15 protein-coding genes are annotated in these 17,304 nt (G+C 45.3%); 5 read left to right on the top strand and 10 right to left on the bottom strand.

Going from position 1 to position 17,304, the window contains the following annotated elements:
- Nucleotides 1–3 precede the first annotated feature (3 nt).
- A complete protein-coding gene (locus tag BN4_RS01830; RefSeq protein ID WP_015413643.1) occupies nt 4–900 on the top strand; it encodes a DMT family transporter in 897 nt (298 codons plus the stop codon).
- A gap of 54 nt (nt 901–954) precedes the next feature.
- Here BN4_RS01830 and BN4_RS01825 read toward each other — a convergent pair whose 3' ends face one another.
- The 5 genes from BN4_RS01825 to BN4_RS01810 all read right to left on the bottom strand — a co-directional run bounded on the left by BN4_RS01825 (nt 955) and on the right by BN4_RS01810 (nt 5,645).
- Nucleotides 955–2,679, bottom strand: a complete 1,725-nt coding sequence (locus BN4_RS01825; protein WP_015413642.1) for a methyl-accepting chemotaxis protein — start codon at nt 2,677–2,679, stop codon at nt 955–957.
- Nucleotides 2,680–2,868: 189 nt separating this feature from the next.
- Nucleotides 2,869–3,111 carry a hypothetical protein gene (locus BN4_RS18020; RefSeq protein ID WP_015413641.1) on the bottom strand — a complete coding sequence of 81 codons (243 nt, stop codon included), beginning with the start codon at nt 3,109–3,111 and terminating at the stop codon, nt 2,869–2,871.
- 2 nt (nt 3,112–3,113) lie between these two features.
- The gene (gene gpmI / locus BN4_RS01820; RefSeq protein WP_015413640.1) at nt 3,114–4,643 is read right to left on the bottom strand and encodes a 2,3-bisphosphoglycerate-independent phosphoglycerate mutase; all 1,530 of its coding nucleotides are present in this window, start codon (nt 4,641–4,643) and stop codon (nt 3,114–3,116) included.
- 11 nt (nt 4,644–4,654) lie between these two features.
- Nucleotides 4,655–5,026: a ribosome silencing factor gene (rsfS, locus tag BN4_RS01815; protein ID WP_015413639.1), complete on the bottom strand. Its 372-nt coding sequence runs from the start codon at nt 5,024–5,026 to the stop codon at nt 4,655–4,657.
- Between the two features lie 34 nt (nt 5,027–5,060).
- A complete protein-coding gene (locus BN4_RS01810) occupies nt 5,061–5,645 on the bottom strand; it encodes a nitroreductase family protein (protein ID WP_015413638.1) in 585 nt (194 codons plus the stop codon).
- Nucleotides 5,646–6,057: 412 nt separating this feature from the next.
- Between BN4_RS01810 and BN4_RS01805 the strand changes: the two genes are divergently transcribed.
- From BN4_RS01805 to BN4_RS01795, 3 genes are all read left to right on the top strand, one after another.
- A complete protein-coding gene (locus BN4_RS01805; protein ID WP_015413637.1) occupies nt 6,058–7,362 on the top strand; it encodes a phenylacetate--CoA ligase family protein in 1,305 nt (434 codons plus the stop codon).
- Between the two features lie 24 nt (nt 7,363–7,386).
- A complete protein-coding gene (locus BN4_RS01800) occupies nt 7,387–7,818 on the top strand; it encodes an ACT domain-containing protein (protein ID WP_015413636.1) in 432 nt (143 codons plus the stop codon).
- 234 nt (nt 7,819–8,052) lie between these two features.
- On the top strand, nt 8,053–8,400 hold the full coding sequence (locus tag BN4_RS01795) for an Hpt domain-containing protein (RefSeq protein WP_015413635.1): 348 nt from the start codon (nt 8,053–8,055) through the stop codon (nt 8,398–8,400).
- A gap of 49 nt (nt 8,401–8,449) precedes the next feature.
- Here BN4_RS01795 and BN4_RS01790 read toward each other — a convergent pair whose 3' ends face one another.
- Entirely contained in the window at nt 8,450–9,796 is a 1,347-nt protein-coding gene (locus BN4_RS01790; protein ID WP_015413634.1) for an MATE family efflux transporter, read from the bottom strand.
- Nucleotides 9,797–9,891: 95 nt separating this feature from the next.
- Between BN4_RS01790 and cls the strand changes: the two genes are divergently transcribed.
- On the top strand, nt 9,892–11,334 hold the full coding sequence (cls, locus tag BN4_RS01785) for a cardiolipin synthase (protein ID WP_015413633.1): 1,443 nt from the start codon (nt 9,892–9,894) through the stop codon (nt 11,332–11,334).
- Nucleotides 11,335–11,401: 67 nt separating this feature from the next.
- Here the strand turns inward: cls and dapB are convergent, their stop codons facing one another.
- From dapB to uvrB, 4 genes are read right to left on the bottom strand one after another with little or no spacing between them, the layout of a single operon-like run.
- The gene (gene dapB / locus BN4_RS01780) at nt 11,402–12,181 is read right to left on the bottom strand and encodes a 4-hydroxy-tetrahydrodipicolinate reductase (RefSeq protein WP_015413632.1); all 780 of its coding nucleotides are present in this window, start codon (nt 12,179–12,181) and stop codon (nt 11,402–11,404) included.
- Nucleotides 12,182–12,218: 37 nt separating this feature from the next.
- Nucleotides 12,219–14,237 carry an NAD-dependent DNA ligase LigA gene (gene ligA, locus BN4_RS01775; RefSeq protein WP_015413631.1) on the bottom strand — a complete coding sequence of 673 codons (2,019 nt, stop codon included), beginning with the start codon at nt 14,235–14,237 and terminating at the stop codon, nt 12,219–12,221.
- A 23-nt stretch (nt 14,238–14,260) separates the two neighbouring features.
- Nucleotides 14,261–15,295, bottom strand: a complete 1,035-nt coding sequence (locus tag BN4_RS01770) for a potassium channel family protein (RefSeq protein WP_015413630.1) — start codon at nt 15,293–15,295, stop codon at nt 14,261–14,263.
- 3 nt (nt 15,296–15,298) lie between these two features.
- A complete protein-coding gene (gene uvrB, locus BN4_RS01765) occupies nt 15,299–17,302 on the bottom strand; it encodes an excinuclease ABC subunit UvrB (protein WP_015413629.1) in 2,004 nt (667 codons plus the stop codon).
- Nucleotides 17,303–17,304 lie beyond the last annotated feature (2 nt).

Here is a 17,304-nt window from a genome sequence, read left to right as displayed (position 1 = left end):
TTTGTGACGAACTCCCGCAAAGCTCTTCTCTACGGCCTGGCGACAGTGGGCTTATGGTCCACTGTCGCTTCTGCCTTCAAACTATCACTTCGTTACCTTGACCCGCTGCAATTTTTACTCTGTGCAAGCACGGCATCTCTCTTTGCGCTGATAACTATATCATTAATTCAAGGCAAACTTTACGAACTGAAAAGAATAAAACGATCCGACCTAGTTCGGTGTGCTTTGCTTGGATTTCTCAATCCATTTTTATATTATATTCTTCTATTCAAAGCATATGAATTGCTTCCAGCACAAGAAGCACAACCACTTAACTATACGTGGGCAATCACGATTTCCCTTCTTTCAGTCCCACTCCTTAAACAAAAAATGACGGGTAAGGATATCGGAGCGATATTCACGTGTTATATTGGTGTGTTAATCATTTCTACACATGGGGAAATTTTCAACTTGAAATTCTCAAATCCTCTTGGAGTATCACTCGCATTAACCAGCACTCTCATTTGGGCTTTTTACTGGATTTTCAACACCACAAGCGCCCTCCCTCCAATCCTTATCCTTCTCCTCAATTTTGCTTTTGGATTACCCTTCATTTTTTTAACAACGCTTATATTTTCAGAACTCCCTTCTCCCAATCTATGGGGGCTGATTGGAGCGACCTACGTCGGCTTCTTCGAAATGGGAATAACCTTTGCTTTGTGGTTAACAGCGATGAAATATGCAGCACAACCAAATGGCGGAGGAACAGCTCGAATTGCAAACCTTATATTCCTCTCTCCATTTCTCTCACTCTTTTTTATTCATCTTCTCGTTGGCGAGGAGATTTTGACAACGACGATAGTTGGACTCATATTCATAATAATAGGCACCATTTTAATGCAATGTCGTTCCAGGCAATAAAAAAAGCCGAAAAGGAATTCCTTTTCGGCCTCAAAGACATTTCTGGTAATAATCCTATATTGCAATACGCACATCTGTCGCGATTACACCTTTTACTGCGCCATCCGAATCAAGAAATGGGCATGAGACTGTAATGCATTTTTCACCTGAAGCTGACGAAAGATACACATCTGAAATATAAAATGTTTTATTTTCAACAGCACCAACAAACCAAGCTCGGGATGCCCACTGTGAACCATATGCTGATTGGTCTTCGGAATAATTCATATCCTTCCCTCCAAGATTACTCACAGTCTGTGTCCCTTGAGAGTCTGTAATATACATCAATTCCAAGAAATCATTCGCCTTCAAAGCGCGTCTCATGGCGACTTCCTGCCTCGATCGTTCAAGTGATTGAACATCAGAGGAAGAAGCCAGATCACCTATAATTTCTTGTACCTTGCCATTTCCAACCAATCTAAATACGCCTGTCATGGTAGAGAGATCTTCGACCCGTTCCGCTAAAACGACAACTGCCGTAGAGGCCTTTTCCATCTCTTCACCTGTCGATGCAGAAATCGAATGCACTTCGGTAATGGTTCTCGTGACTTCTTCGCTTGCAATGGACTGCTGGGCTGCAGCTGCTGCAATTGAACGAATTCGATCAGCACTAGCCCCTGCAATGGCAACAATTTCTTCAAGAGCATTGCCAGATTCATGAGCAAGAACAGCAGCCTCATCAGCAAGGCCTGTCATATTCTCGACTCCCTCGATAGTAATATCTACCTGCTCCTGAATCCCTTGAATAGCAACACCGACATCTTTTGTTGCTTCCATTGTCTTCTCCGCAAGTTTGCGAACTTCATCGGCAACGACAGCGAAGCCCCGTCCTGCCTCACCTGCTCGTGCTGCTTCGATTGCCGCATTGAGAGCAAGAAGATTTGTCTGGTCCGCAATATCAGAAATGACTCCCATGATCTTTCCAACACCTTCAGCCTGCGCACCCAGGTCAGCCACCCGGCCAGCCAAGGATTGAGAATTGCCGGAAACAGAACTGATGGAATCCAACGTTCTTGTCACCACCAATGCCCCTTTCTGTGCGAATTCTTTTGTTTTCTCCGCATCAGAAGCAGCTGCTTCTGCATTCGATGCAGACTCGCCAACAGAAGCATTCATCTCTTCCATGGCAGAAACGGATTCTGAAATATAACGCTGCTGATCAAAAGCGCCATCCTGAGCTTTACCCGAAGCAATACCAAGGTGTTCGGATTGGTCCCGTATTGCCTGAACAGAGAGGTCCAGGGTCTCTGCGGCAGAAAGTAACCCTTGGCATCTCGCGACTTCACCCAATTCCCGTGCTTGAATCGCTTGATCCAGTGCAAAGCACGCCTTGTTTTCTGCATCACAAGCTAGACTTTCACTCTCCTCGAGCTTTTGTTCCAGTCCACTTACATAGCTTACAATTTGGTTTAAACTTACAAAGTTATTTACAAAATCGTTACTCTGAAGAACTTGGACGGCATCTTCCGGCCTGTGAGCAATAATGTGATCAAAAATTATGGACAGTACTCTTTCTCGCTTGGTATTTCTTACACGATAAGCAAGAAGTATCCCTATAAGACAGAGTGCAAAAAAAAGGGTGCCTCCTGTTAAACTCCAAGCCAAGGTATTGCCCTTTGATGACAGAATTGTGACTTCCGATTCGGCCCCTATCGCTTCCCCACCAAATGAAAGAAGTCCTGTCCCAGTAACCAAAAAAATCATAAATACAGCGTGGTACACATCTTTACGTCGCTTCATCGAATGTCTTCCTCTAATCAAATATAAAAAACTGACTGAGTACCAGCAAGAGTAAAGCCAATTATCCGTCGATTGATTTTAAACAAAAAAAATCTGTATATTTAAGATGTTGAGCAGACATCTTGAAAAACTCTAGATTTTTTTTAAACCTTTAAAATGCCACTTCTGCCCTTCTCAACTTTCCCTAAATCAAAGAAAATCCGGGTCAATACCAGCCTTACCTCCAGCTAATATAACTTTCATATACCGAATAGTTCGATCATCCACGGGAACAATTGGAAAGTTCTCTCTACAAGCGTCACATTGTGCCATAGCAGGACGAGACGGTGCAATGAGTGGAACCTCTCGACTGCAATGAGGGCACGGATAGAGAAAGATGAGTTCCATTCCAGCGGGCTTGACAGGAGTCAGTGGTTTTTTACTTCCAGACATACTTACCTTTTAATGATTAAATTTTTCCCGGTCATCGCTGAAGGTCTTTCCAGCCCCAACAAGCCAAGTATTGTTGGGGCAATATCAGCGAGAATACCTTCACTCAACAGAACCTCTTCAGCTCCATTTTCAATGAATACCAGAGGAACCGGATTTGTAGAATGGGCGGTATGAGGAGTTCCATCTGTGGCGATCATCTGCTCTGCATTGCCATGATCCGCCGTTAAAAGGATACGACCTCCCTCCTCCAGTACAGCTTTGACTATTTTCCCCACACAATCATCAACAGTCATGCAAGCCTGACAGGTCGCGTCAAGAAGCCCTGTATGTCCGACCATATCGAGATTGGCCAAATTGCAAACACAAAGATCATACTGACTCAACTTTTCAATCAGGGTCTCAGTAACTTTTACCGCGCTCATGCACGGTTTTTTATCATACGTAGCAACATCACGAGGAGAAGGGATCATGATTCGATCTTCCTTGATGAATGGATCTTCTCGCCCGCAGTTCAAAAAATAGGTAACATGGGCATATTTCTCGGTCTCGGCTATACGGAGTTGTTTCAATCCGTTACCAGAAACGACTTCACCCAATGTTTCTGCATATTTTTCCGGTGCAAAGGCTACAGGAAGCGGAAAAGAGGATTCATACTGAGTCATTGTTGCAAACTCGGCCAATGAGGGAACTGCCCCCCTTTCGAATTCTTCAAAATCCGAATCAAAAAGAGACCTGCTTATCTCTCGTGCACGATCTGCACGAAAATTGAAGAAAAACAGCCCATCACCGTCTCGCAGTAGACCATCGACACCTTCAACAATACTCGGTTCGAAAAATTCATCAGTCTCACCGGCATCATAGGATGCTTTGATGCCTGATAATGGATCTGATACAATATTCCCTTTCCCTTCCACCAAGGCTTTATAGGCCTTTTCAACGCGCTCGTACCGTTGATCCCTATCCATGACCCAATAACGCCCTGTTATCGTTGCGACAGAACCAACTTCAAGTTGAGTTAATATACTCATCAGTTGCCGGGTGTATTTAAGTCCGCTGGTTGGAGGAGTATCACGACCATCGAGAAAAACATGCACAAAGACTTCAGTGAGCCCTTCTTTTTTTGCCAGCTTAAGCAACGCGTCGAGGTGCTTGATATGACTATGGACACCACCATCCGAAACAAGACCCATAAGATGGAGCCGTCCACTCCCCGCTTTCGTCTTCTCGATAAGGTCGGACAAAACAGGATTTCCGTTGAAATCGCCTTTCTCAATAGCCATATCGATACGGGTCATATCTTGGTAAATGATCCGTCCACCACCGATATTCATATGGCCTACTTCGGAATTCCCCATAAAACCGTCAGGGAGTCCGACAGCACGTCCTGAGCACGCCAAAAGGGTGTGCGGATAGTGGGCCATGATGCTATCCAGATGAGGAGTGTCAGCAGTCTTGACACAGTTCCCGGCACCTTCTGGTGCCACGCCCCAACCATCCAGAATCAGCAAAAGCGTTTTTTTAGGCTGAGACATCACTATCCCACCTATAGAGTCAACGGCACACGTGGAGCCTCAGCCCACATCCCTTCAAGATTATAAAAATCCCGGAGTTCATCGAGGAATATGTGGACAAGGACATCATTCAGATCAACCAGGACCCACTCTCCAGCCTGGTGCCCCTCCATGCTTAAAAATTCTACAGAGTCTTTAGCCGCCTGATCCAGAAGATGATCGGCAAGAGCCTTGGCGTGCTTCGTTCCACGCGCGGAAACGACAATAGTCATATTTGTCACAGAGCTCATTTTTTCAACATCCATGACAACAATTTTCTCGCCTTGTTTCTCATCAAGCCAATTGGCGACCAAAAGAGCTTTTTCACGACTTGATATTTCACTAAATTTTTTCGGTTTGTTCATTTATCCTACTCGGGAATTATGATGTTTATGCCTCTTATGAGACGTTTCGTTCAACGAGCAATTCGGCAAGCTCTCGTTTTGGAACATGGTGTTTACCTACGGAATCACGCCAATATTTGATATTTCCCTCTGACGAAAGAGGATCAACGACGACCTCTTCAATTGGAACTCCAAGAGCAAGTACAAGCAAGATTTCCAAATTATCAGAAAGCCCTAATATAGATCCTAGCTTTTTACGGTTGATAGTGGCGATAATACATCCACCCAATCCTTTTTCAACCGCTCCCAACATAATGGTCTGAGAAGCAATACCTTGATCGCAATGAGAATCTTCAGCAATGGTTTTATCCAACAGAACAACAATATATCCAGTCGGACGCTCTCCTTCATTTGGACCGGGCCAATCCTTGAGATAACCAGCCCATCCCAAAAGAGGAAAAATTTCGGAGCATTCAGTTGGATCTACTGTAACATGATACTTCAATGGTTGCTTGTTCATACCAGATGGCATCAAACGAGCGGTATCAACCAAATCTACTAGATCTTCCTTTCGGAGAAGTTGTGCCTGGTCAAAGCGGCGGCGGCTTCTGTTGGCTGCCACCAATTCTTTGAAATTCATATACCCTCCTTACGTCAAGTTTCACTGTAGTAAAGGACTTTTCCTGCACCTGCAATGCAGATTTACGTCTCTTCTCAATAACCAACTCATCATGTTGATTTTCTCTTCTTTATGATGAAAAGTCTACTGACTACGAAAATAAATCTTTCCAACTCCATATTTAGTATGAATAAATTCTTCTCCTTTAAATTCAAGGAGTGAGATAAAGCCCTTGACGCAACAAAAAACATGAGGCAGCTTATGGTTATGAATTTTTTTTTATTTTATAGCTGTTCATTTTTTATGAGCTTCCAGTAGGGAACTCGTGGAACAGCAATGGCTTAGAGCGCCAAATCAAACCACGGGATTCCAGAACCGTGGTTTTTTATTGTCGATTGCGTGATTGATGAAGGTCAAAAAGGAGGACTAGGGGATGATTTACGATATACAGAATGAAACACTGCCTCGTGATGAAATGGAAAAACTTCAACTTAGACGACTCCAGGCCCTCTGCGAACGGGTCTACGCCAATGTTCCATTCTACCGAAAGAAATTTGATGAAAAAGGGGTCAAACCGACAGACATTAAATCTTTGAAAGACCTGAGTCTGCTCCCCTTCACGAATAAACAAGACCTCCGAGATCAATACCCCTTTGGCCTCTTCGCTGTCCCGAAAGACCAGATCGTCCGCATTCACTCATCGTCCGGCACGACAGGCAAAGCCACAGTTGTAGGATATACAAAGCGTGATATAACCAATTGGGGCGAACTTATGGCTCGTTCTTTCGTCGCATCCGGCGCTTCGGCGGCAGATGCTGTTCACAACGCTTATGGGTATGGCCTTTTTACCGGCGGATTAGGGGCGCATTATGGGGTTGAAGCTCTTGGTGCCACAGTTATCCCCGTCTCTGGCGGAGCAACTCGCCGACAAGTTATGTTGCTCAAGGATTTTGAACCCGATGTCATCTGCTGCACTCCTTCATATGCGCTCTTCTTGGCAGAAACTGGCGAAGAAATGGGAATTGACATCAAAAAGTTACCGTTGCGCATTGGTATTTTTGGAGCAGAGCCCTGGACAGACGAAATGCGTCTTCAGATAGAAAAACGACTTGGCATCACAGCCATAGATATCTATGGGCTTTCAGAAATCATGGGACCGGGAGTAGCTATCGAATGTTGGGAAGCACAAGATGGACTCCATATTCAGGAAGATCACTTTTTGGCCGAAACCATTGACCCTGAATCAGGAGAAACCGTTGCCCCCGGAGAAGAAGGTGAATTGGTATTCACTACACTGACCAAGGAAGGTATCCCCCTCATTCGCTACCGAACCCGCGACCTGACTACTTTAAATACAATTCCATGCAAATGCGGAAGAAGCACTACCAGAATGAAACGCGTTACCGGACGTTCCGATGACATGCTAATCATCCGTGGTGTCAATGTTTTTCCATCTCAAATTGAATCGATTCTCATTGAGACAGAAGGACTGACTCCTCACTACCAACTGCTGGTGGGACGACAAGGCAACCTTGACACTTTGGAAGTCCAGGTCGAAGTCAATGAAGCAATGTTCTCTGACGAGATCAAGAGTTTACAGCGTGTGGAATCAAAGGTAATGAAAAATATCAAAGAATTTCTTGGCGTCACAGCCAAGGTCAAATTGGTGGAGCCCAAAAGTATCGAACGCTCTTTGGGGAAAGCCAAGCGCATTATCGATAATAGGGATGAAGCTTAACAGCCATACTTCAAGGAGATCACCATGAAAGTCAATCAACTCTCCATATTCCTGGAAAACCGAGCAGGCCGATTAGCCGAGGTCACCCGCCTGCTTTCGGAAGCTCAAGTGAATATCCGGGCACTGTCTCTGGCAGATACCTCGGATTTCGGAATCCTCCGTCTCATCGTTTCCGATTTTGAAAAAGCTAAAGCAAAACTGAAAGAAAATGGTTTCACTGTAGGACGTACCACCGTTGTGGCAGTAAAAGTTCCCGACAAACCGGGTGGGTTGCATGATATTTTAACAATGCTTCAAAATGCTGAAATCAATGTTGAATACATGTATGCATTTGTACAGCAAAGTGGAGATTCAGCAATCCTCATTCTGCGCTTCGATCGCACGGAACAAGGAATTGAACTTCTCCAAAAAAACACCATCGAAATTATTCCCGGTGAAAAATTATACACGATGTAACCCAGCCATAATAAGTCGATGACTATCATGGGGTGGAAGCTGAAAGCTTCTGCCCTTTTTCATGGTATTCCTTCTCACGTAATTCCATACGATGATTCGCGTCAAAATTGTTGCCGAAAAATTACTGCTGACGTATAGAGATGAGAAGATGTCATTGTCTGGATGTTGAGGGGCTTTTGATTTTCACTTCGATTCTTCTGCAAAAGAATGATGTTGTAACATCGATCGATTGATATGGACAAACACGAAGTCATAGATAGTAAATTTCTTGATTCAATGGCTGGTAAACAACCGTTTTTAAAACGAATGTTTACCGTTTTTATCTCACAAGAGCCCAAGAGAATCCAAGAGATCAAGGATGCATTGGGCTCACAAGATGTTGAACGCCTCCGCCATTTGGCTCATGCTTTAAAAGGAGGAGCGGCAACAATGGGAGCTGGCAGAATCCGAGACTGTTGCTTGCTCCTTGAAAGAGCGTCCAAAGCAAAGGATATGAATGCGGCCCAATCCCATCTAAGTGAGCTTGAACTAGAAATGCGCCATGCATATGCTTTTATGTTCAATTATCTGGCTGAGCATTAATTCCAAACCTGAGCAAAGCATAAAAAAGGCTGCCGTGTGGCAGCCTTTTTTATGCTTTGCTCAGAGGAGCATCTCCTACACCTGGCCAAATTCGTACGATGCCAAATCCTGCCCGAAGGAGTGTCCAAAGAATTGTGACGAGCCATATGTAGTAAACAACGTCATTCGACTTAGCATCAACACAAAAGACTATTATTACACAAAGGACTGAAGAGATGACCATGGCATTACGAAGATATCTGAAATCGCCACTCCCCCAATGCAACCCATCTGTTGCGAACGATAAAGACCCCAAGGGCATGGAAAGAGCGGCAGCAGACCACGCCGGACCAAAAACACCTACAGCAGTCGCAGGCACAAGGAGCCACGCGACAAAATCCTTACCGAGAAGCATGGCTAAACAGACGACACATCCTGTCACGATGCTCCAGCGACATACAACAACAGCTACCCGATGTGCAAAAAAGGTGTCCCCACGCCCTAAAAAATAGCCGACCAGGCTTTGCCCAGTAATAGCATAAGCATCCAGCGTAAGAGCTGAAAAAATATAAAATTGTCGAATAGCCTGATAAGCGGCCCCTTGGTCTGCTCCAGCCCCATTCGCCACTCTGGTGCAGAGTCCGAAGAAGAATAAAAGCACCCCTGTTCTAATAAATAGATCTCCCCCCACTTGCATCAATTCGACTATCCCTGCGCCCTTAAATTTCCAAGTCAGTCCTATTTTTTTCCTGACGACAAGGAGTAACCATAGAGCGCCCCCCCATTGACTCACAGAACTGGCCAGGGCTGCGCCACTGACTCCCATCATTGGAAAGGGACCATTCCCAAAAATCAAGACCCAATCCAAAAGGAAATTGATGGCATTGATCCCGAGAGCGGCCAATAAGGGAGTCCTCATATCCTGAACACCTCGTAAGGCTCCGAAGCATACCAGAGAAACAAGAACAGCCGGAGCGCCTAAAAGCCTATATGCCATATATTTACAGGCCAGATCATTCACGACCCCATATGCCCCGAAAAGAGTGGCAATCGTATCAAGTAGTGGCAAAGAAGCTGCAATTAAAACAAAGCCAAGACAAAGAGCAACCATAGAGGCAAGTGACGTCACTTTAACCGAATTGCCACCTCCCCCTTCATTCCTGGCCACCTGAGTCTGGGTTCCAATCCCCAAAAAAGCAAAGACCCAGAAAAGAGAGGAAAACGCCACACTCCCAATCCCCAAGGCCGCCACAGGCTCAGGTCCTGTCAAACGAGCAATAAACGCAGTATCTGCCAAACCTGTCAGAGGCTCTGCAATCAGGGAAAAAAGTACAGGTAGAGCCAAACGCACCAACGTCAAATTAGGCGATTCCTGAAAGGGGTGTTGTGATAATTTTTCTTTATTTTCAAAGGGCATATTTACTATCCTACGGCCTTGATTCAGACCATATTTCCTCCGCGTGAGCAAGGGACTCTGTTCCTCTTTGAATAATTTTCTGCTATTTCACATTTATGAATTCTACTGATCTGAATTATTTATTTACCGCATTGAGTATAGCGTACACTGCGCTTGAGATAGGAGCGATAGCAACTGCGATCCTGGCTGTTCGCGACACAAGAACACCACAGGGCGCTGTAGCCTGGGCACTTTCACTCATATCAATCCCCTTCATAGCTCTCCCACTTTACTGGGTCTTTGGACGAAGTAAATTTCATGGCTATGTAGAAATCATGCGGGCGAGGAAAATACGGTATCTGAAAAAAATTAGTAAAAACAACATACCCACTATCAAAGGGCTTTCTGAAAGACTCTCTCCACATGCCCCCCGATGTGCCTTTGAAACATTGGCAGAGATTCCCTTCCTTGAAGGCAATGATGTTGCACTTCTTGTGGATGGAGTAACTACATTTGATGCGATCATAAGCTCAATAAAATCTGCACAAGACTCCATTTGCTTACAATTCTTCATCGTCCGCAGTGATCAATTGGGAAAACGACTTCAAAAAGCCCTGATTGACAAAGCTGCGTCAGGAATCTCGATTCGGTTCCTCTACGATGAAGTAGGGTGTGGCCCAACACCTTCAAGCTACTGGAAAAAAATGCAAGATGTTGGTATTCAAGCGCACTCATTTCACAGTACTAAAGGCCCTGGCAACCGATTTCAACTTAACTTCAGAAACCATCGAAAAATAGTTATCATTGATGGTTGTACTGCATTTGTTGGAGGGCATAATGTTGGTGATGAATACCTCGGACAGACAAACAAGTTCAAAGGCTGGCGCGATACCCATCTAAAAATTACCGGCCCTGCTGTCTTGGGAATCAAGATAAGTTTTGCCAAGGATTGGTACTGGGCTACCCATGAACTTCATGAGCACGATTTGGCAATGCCAGAACGGGCCGGAGATGTTGATGTGCTCGCTCTGGCAACAGGTCCGGCTGACGATCTCGAATCCTGTTCACTCATGTTCATCAGAGCCATCAATGCAGCCAAGAAGCGCTTTTGGATAGCAAGCCCCTATTATGTTCCGGACAGTTCCGTGACCAAAGCGCTTCAACTGGCAGCTATGCGCGGTGTCGATATTCGTATTATACTTCCCCAAAAGGCAGATCACCTTCTCGTCTATCTGGCTGGGTTTGCATGCCTCAACGATTTGAGACTCCCCGGCATTCGTATTTACCGCTATCATGCTGGTTTTTTACATCAAAAAGTATTTCTCGTTGACGACACCATCGCGGGCATCGGAACGGCAAACCTTGATAATCGTTCGTTCCGCTTGAATTTCGAAATTACCATGTTGGTTGAAAATCAAACATTCTGTCAGCAAGTTGAAGGAATGTTTGAAGCTGATTTTGCTCGATGTAAAGAAACAGATACTTTGGAATATAATCGGAAAAATATCATTTCACAAACCGTCATTCGCTTTGCCAGATTACTTTCCCCCATACTGTAATGCTTCAAAAAAAACGGGAACCGCTTGTATACACAGTCCCCGTTTCTTATTCTCACATAGAAGAGAATTACACCATATCTGCCATGGAGTAGAGCTTTCCGTTTTTTTGCTTTGCCAGCCATTTTGCAGCCCTCAACGCTCCTGATGCAAACGTTTCACGAGAATGAGCCCTGTGAGTTATTTCTATACGCTCGCCAGGTCCAAAGAAAAATGCTGTGTGGTCGCCAACAACATCACCACCTCGTAAGGTTTGCACACCTATCTCATTCTTGGGGCGTTCCCCAATAATACCGTCACGACAATGCTTCTTGACGTCATCATACTCCCAGCCACGGGCCTCGGCCATGCATTGAGCCAGCTTCAGGGCTGTTCCACTTGGAGAATCCTTTTTCATTTTATGGTGAGTCTCAACCATTTCCATATCATAATCTGGGCCAAGCGCCTTTACCAGCATAGGTAGAATCTTCAGCAAAGTATTGACTCCCACAGACATGTTTGGTGCCCAGAAAAGAGGAACCTCCCGAGCAAACACTTCCAAATCAGCTTGTTGGGTCGAATTCAGACCGGTTGTTCCAATCACAGCGGGGTTGCCATTTTTTGCTGCAATTTGAGCCATTGCCAAAGAAGCTTCGGGAGCTGTAAAATCTATTATAACAGCCCCTGGGACTTGTGGCAGAAGCTCCTCAAGACAGTCAGTCATGATGCATCCTTCATGCTCAATACCTCCTGTATTGCCTTCTCGTTCACATGCTCCGACAAGATTCAACTCTGCATCTGCCAGAGTCAAATTGACCAAGGTTTTTCCCATACGTCCCTTTGCACCAAGAATGACAATATCTGTTGTCATAACAGCTCCTCCTGAAATTTTATTACGAATCAGATGATTAAAGTAACGCTTTGAAAGCATCAGAATCAAGTATCTCAAGCCCCATTTTTTCTGCTTTGGCCCTCTTTGATCCAGCTTTGTCTCCAACCACCACGTAGTCAACTTTTTTTGAAATCGATTTCGCTGCGCTCGCTCCTTGAGCCTCCACAAGCGCTTGAGCCTGAGTGCGCGACATGTCAGGAAGACTCCCGGTAAAAAGAAACACTTTACCTGCCAACGGTCGTAATTCCTGTTCCGAAATGGCAGTAGATATGCTGCCTTGTGGCCAAAATTCAGCGGCCTTGAATTTTTCTATCAACTCTCGGGTTGAAGGACGCTGAAAATATTCAAAGAGACTCTCGGCTACGATCGGTCCTATATCTTCCAAATCCTGTAATTCTTCGCGTGTTACCAACCCAATCGCTTCCAAATCCGTGAAATGAGCTCCCAGCATCCTAGCAGTCTGTTCTCCCACATGTCGTATTCCCAATCCAGCAATCAACCGCCAGAGAGGAGCTTCTCGCCGTCTTTTTTCTACAGCCGCAATAAACTTATCGGCAGACTTGTCACCCATGCCTTCATACTTGAGCAGAGTTGTCTTCTCCAAAAAGAAAAGATCTGCCGGAGTTTTCAACACACCATCCAACGCAAGGCGTTCGACCCATTTTTTACCGACCCCCTCCATGTCCAGCCCTGCCTTGGAAACAAAATGAATGATCTGCTGAACCGCTTTGGCTGGGCATGTTTCATTGACACACCTCACAGCTTCACCGTCCTCTATAGCGACACTCATGCAAACAGGACAGTTACTTGGAAACTGATATGGGACAGCATCGTCCGGTCTCTCTGCTTTATCTACGGACAAAACTTGAGGAATAACATCCCCTGCGCGTTGTATCAAAACATTATCTCCGATACGAAAATCACGCTCTTCAATGTAGCCTTTATTATGTAGCGTTGCATTAGAAACCACGACTCCAGCCAAGGATACCGGCTCAAGCTCTGCAACCGGCGTCAAAACACCAGTTCTGCCAACTTGAATTCTGATTGAATTCAATCGGGTTTTGGCTTGATAAGCCGGGAATTTCAGTGCCAGCGCCCACCTTGGGGCACGAGAAGTATATCCCAAAGTTCGTTGTAGATCGAGACTATTGAGTTTCGCGACAACCCCATCTATTTCGAAGGGCAATGAGGAACGACGTTCCATAAGATCAAGAAAATATTCGGCAACTTCCTGCTTCGAATTGCAGAGTTTTGCTTCAGGAGGAATGGAAAATCCCAACTCGCTCAGCCCGCTCATTATTTCCGCTTGGCTATTCCACGAAAAAAGAGGTGTGCTCCACTCGATTGTCCCAATCCCGTACGCAAGGAATCGGAGAGGACGTGATGCTGCAACTTTGGAATCAAGCTGTCTGATTGACCCGGCAGCAGCATTACGAGGATTCGCGAAAACTTTGGAACCAGCATCTCGTTGTTTCTGGTTGAGAATGGCAAAATCTTGATTTGATATGACAACTTCACCACGGACCTCAAGTCGGTCAGGAACAATTTTCCCTTTCAAAACCATGGGCAGATTCATGACAGTTCTCATATTCCCCGTCACATCCTCACCGATAAGCCCATCTCCCCGAGTCGCGGCTCTGACATAGCGGCCCTTCTCATAGATGACCTCAAGAGCAAGACCATCCATTTTTGGATCAGCCCAGTATAATGCGTCTGATCGCCCTGTATTCGCAACGATCCGATCTGCAAAGGCATCCCATCCATCAAGGCTCATAGCATTATCCAAGCTATACATCCGCATGGAATGTTCATAGGGAGAAAACCCTTCAGCCGGTTCCCCTCCTACTCTTTTCGTTGGGGAATTCGGGTCATCAAACTCAGGATATTCCTTTTCCAGTTCAATCAGCTTGCGAAAGAGTTCATCGTATTCAGCATCAGTAATTTCCGGTGCATCCATGACGTAATAACGATGATTGTGATATTCGATTTTTTCACGCAACGAGTGAACGCGCGTTGCGACGTGAGAAGAAGCCATATGCTCAATGTGTCCGTTTTTCTTTAAAGGATTGCTTTAATTTCAGATAGATTCGTTTTCTTACCAACAGCTAACAGTGTGTCATAAGCGTGAATGACTTCTTTGGGACCAGGGTTAAATACCATTTCTCCAGTCCCTTTCTTGATGGCAATAATAATCAAATTAAAACGAGGTCTAATTTTGGACTCAATAAGATCCAATTCGCACAATTCGGAATGTGGTGTGATTTCCAATTCTTCCATTTGGAGATCAATACCACCACGAACTGCAAGTTCTATAAAGTTGGTAACCGTCGGGCGCAACACATTCTGCGCCATTCGAAGACCCCCTATAAAATGAGGAAGGACAACTCTATTTGCTCCCGCCAATTCCAAACGTGAAATATGAGACTTGTCCCCAGCACGGGCAACAATTGTAATATTTGGATTTAATTGCCGCGCAGTCAAAGTGACATAGACATTGGCTGCTTCACTCGTGAGCGCCGAAATAAGGGACTTGGCATGAAGCAGCCCCGCAGCAAGAAGAGTCTGATCACTTGTGGCATCTCCATCCAGGCAAAGAATCCCTTCCTGCTCCATTTTGTCGATAAGCTCCGGGTCCTGCTCGATAACAACAACATCAAGTCCTTCGTTGCTTATCTCCTGCACGACAATACTTCCTATTCGGCCGTGCCCACAGACGATAAAATGATTTCTCAATTTACTTATTTCTTTCATCATTTTATGTTTACCCCACATAATTTGCAATCGACCGTCAATAAGGATCTGTGCGAATGCACCAGCCATATAAACAAAACCGCCCACCCCCCCCATAATCAAAAAAGCCGTAAAAATCCGACCAGTCTGAGAGAGTTCATTCACTTCCATGAAGCCCACGGTAGAAAGGGTAATAACCACCATGTAAAATGAACTTGCGAAATCCCAGTTCTCATAGCCCATGTAAAAAGCAATCCCAACAATGAAGACGTTGAAGAGATACACAAGCCCCAGAATCACACTCCAGACTGACCCCAATTTAGCCCTCAATTTGAGCATTCGCCTGTGTACTGTTTCGAGCATGGATTACCCCAATTCTAAAAGACGTTCACGAAGCAAGGCAACACGGTCACGAAGATCGGCTGCTCGTTCGAATTCCAGTTCTTTGGCGGCGTCCCGCATATCACGCTCTAGCCGCTTGATACTTTTTTCCAACTGCTTCGGATCTGCACCATAATCCGCAGAAGTCTCCGCAGCCATTCCCATCTTTCCACTCTCTGATGCTCCGCTTCCCAGATCGCCAAACAAATTGTCCACTTTCTTCCGAATGGTTTGAGGGACAATCCCATGCTTAATATTATGATCCAGCTGTTTTTCCCGACGTCGCAACGTTTCATCCATGGCAGAAGCCATCGAACCAGTAATCTTGTCCGCGTACATTATGACGCGCCCTTCAACATTGCGCGCCGCACGACCGAATGTCTGGATAAGCGAACGATTCGAGCGCAGAAAGCCTTCTTTATCCGCATCCAGTATGGAGACCAGTGAAACTTCCGGAATATCAAGTCCTTCTCTAAGAAGGTTGATCCCTACAAGGACACAAAACTCTCCAGCCCTCAAAGCCTGAATAATTGCCATCCGCTCCAAGGTGTCAATGTCTGAATGCAGATATCGTGTCGGCACTCCCATGGAATTGAGATAATCATTCAGGTCTTCAGCCATCCTCTTCGTCAGTGTAGTCACAAGAACCCGTTCATTAACTGATTGTCTTTTTTTACACTCGGACAACAAGTCGTCAATCTGTCCCTGAACCTTTCGCACCTCCACGATGGGATCAAGCAATCCGGTAGGACGAATGATTTGTTCAACAACAAGTCCCTGAGCCAAATCCATTTCCAGAGGCCCCGGAGTTGCAGAGACATAAACGGCCTGTTTAATTCGATCTTGGAATTCCTCATAGTTGAGAGGTCTGTTGTCCAATGCAGAAGGCAATCTGAAGCCGAAATCAACCAAGGTCGTTTTTCTCGATCGATCACCATTAAACATCCCGCCCACCTGAGGAAGCGCAATATGTGACTCATCAACGAAAAGAATAAAATCTTCAGGAAAATAATCCAGCAAGGTTGAAGGAGGCTGCCCGACGGTTCGTCCGTCCAGATGCCGGGAATAATTTTCGATACCATTGCAGTACCCCAACTCTTCGATGATCTCCAGATCATACATCGAACGCTGTTCCAACCGTTGGGCCTCGACCAACTTATTGGCTTGCTTCATCTCTGCCAGACGGGTCTGTAATTCGTTTCGTATATCCTGCACTGCGCGATCAAGATTCTCACGATCGGAAACAAAATGGCTGCCCGGATATATGACTGTCTTACGAAGATGGTCCTTCACCTCACCGGTCAGAGGATCTGTCTCGGTAATAGAGTCAATCTCATCCCCAAAAAACTCCATTCGTATTGCCTTCTCTCGGCTATACGCTGGGATTATCTCGACAACATCCCCCCTCACCCGAAATGTTCCACGGTGGAAATCATAATCATTTCGTTCGTAATGAATTTCAACCAAACGACTCAAAAGAGTCTCCATGGGCATAGATTGCCCTTCCTCAATAGGAATGACCATTTTTGCATAATAATCAGGGGAACCAAGCCCGTATATACAGGAAACAGAAGCAACAAGAAGGACGTCCTGACGAGTCAGAAGCGCGTGGGTCGCGGCATGGCGCAATTTATCTATGTTGTCATTGATGGAGGAGTCTTTCTCAATGTATACATCTGAATGAGGAAGGTAGGCTTCTGGTTGGTAATAGTCATAATAGCTGACAAAATACTCGACTGCATTATCAGGAAAAAGCCCTCTGAATTCCGTGTAAAGCTGTGCCGCCAAAGTTTTGTTTGGTGCAAGCACAAGAGCAGGTCGATTTAATTCAGCAACAATATTGGCCATGGTGAAAGTCTTTCCGGTACCTGTCGCACCAAGCAAGACCTGATCCCTCACCCCTGCTTTCAAATTCTCTACCAATTGATGAATGGCCTCTGGCTGATCTCCCTTTGGAGAAAATTCACTAACAAGCTTGAAGTCTGGCATAA

Origin of the sequence: Pseudodesulfovibrio piezophilus C1TLV30 (genome assembly GCF_000341895.1) — a bacterium.
Taxonomy (GTDB): domain Bacteria; phylum Desulfobacterota; class Desulfovibrionia; order Desulfovibrionales; family Desulfovibrionaceae; genus Pseudodesulfovibrio; species Pseudodesulfovibrio piezophilus.
Note: the sequence above shows the minus strand (reverse complement) of the source record. Positions and strands in the feature narration are given on the sequence as shown.

Excerpts from the sequence above, each read along its gene's own strand:
- BN4_RS01825 (WP_015413642.1), bottom strand. The coding sequence starts at position 2,679 with ATGAAGCGACGTAAAGATGTGTACCACGCTGTATTTATGATTTTTTTG.
- BN4_RS18020 (WP_015413641.1), bottom strand. The coding sequence starts at position 3,111 with ATGTCTGGAAGTAAAAAACCACTGACTCCTGTCAAGCCCGCTGGAATG.
- gpmI (WP_015413640.1), bottom strand. The coding sequence starts at position 4,643 with ATGTCTCAGCCTAAAAAAACGCTTTTGCTGATTCTGGATGGTTGGGGC.
- rsfS (WP_015413639.1), bottom strand. The coding sequence starts at position 5,026 with ATGAACAAACCGAAAAAATTTAGTGAAATATCAAGTCGTGAAAAAGCT.
- BN4_RS01810 (WP_015413638.1), bottom strand. The coding sequence starts at position 5,645 with ATGAATTTCAAAGAATTGGTGGCAGCCAACAGAAGCCGCCGCCGCTTT.
- BN4_RS01805 (WP_015413637.1), top strand. The coding sequence starts at position 6,058 with ATGATTTACGATATACAGAATGAAACACTGCCTCGTGATGAAATGGAA.
- BN4_RS01800 (WP_015413636.1), top strand. The coding sequence starts at position 7,387 with ATGAAAGTCAATCAACTCTCCATATTCCTGGAAAACCGAGCAGGCCGA.
- BN4_RS01795 (WP_015413635.1), top strand. The coding sequence starts at position 8,053 with ATGGACAAACACGAAGTCATAGATAGTAAATTTCTTGATTCAATGGCT.
- BN4_RS01790 (WP_015413634.1), bottom strand. The coding sequence starts at position 9,796 with ATGCCCTTTGAAAATAAAGAAAAATTATCACAACACCCCTTTCAGGAA.
- cls (WP_015413633.1), top strand. The coding sequence starts at position 9,892 with ATGAATTCTACTGATCTGAATTATTTATTTACCGCATTGAGTATAGCG.
- dapB (WP_015413632.1), bottom strand. The coding sequence starts at position 12,181 with ATGACAACAGATATTGTCATTCTTGGTGCAAAGGGACGTATGGGAAAA.
- ligA (WP_015413631.1), bottom strand. The coding sequence starts at position 14,237 with ATGGCTTCTTCTCACGTCGCAACGCGCGTTCACTCGTTGCGTGAAAAA.
- BN4_RS01770 (WP_015413630.1), bottom strand. The coding sequence starts at position 15,295 with ATGCTCGAAACAGTACACAGGCGAATGCTCAAATTGAGGGCTAAATTG.
- uvrB (WP_015413629.1), bottom strand. The coding sequence starts at position 17,302 with ATGCCAGACTTCAAGCTTGTTAGTGAATTTTCTCCAAAGGGAGATCAG.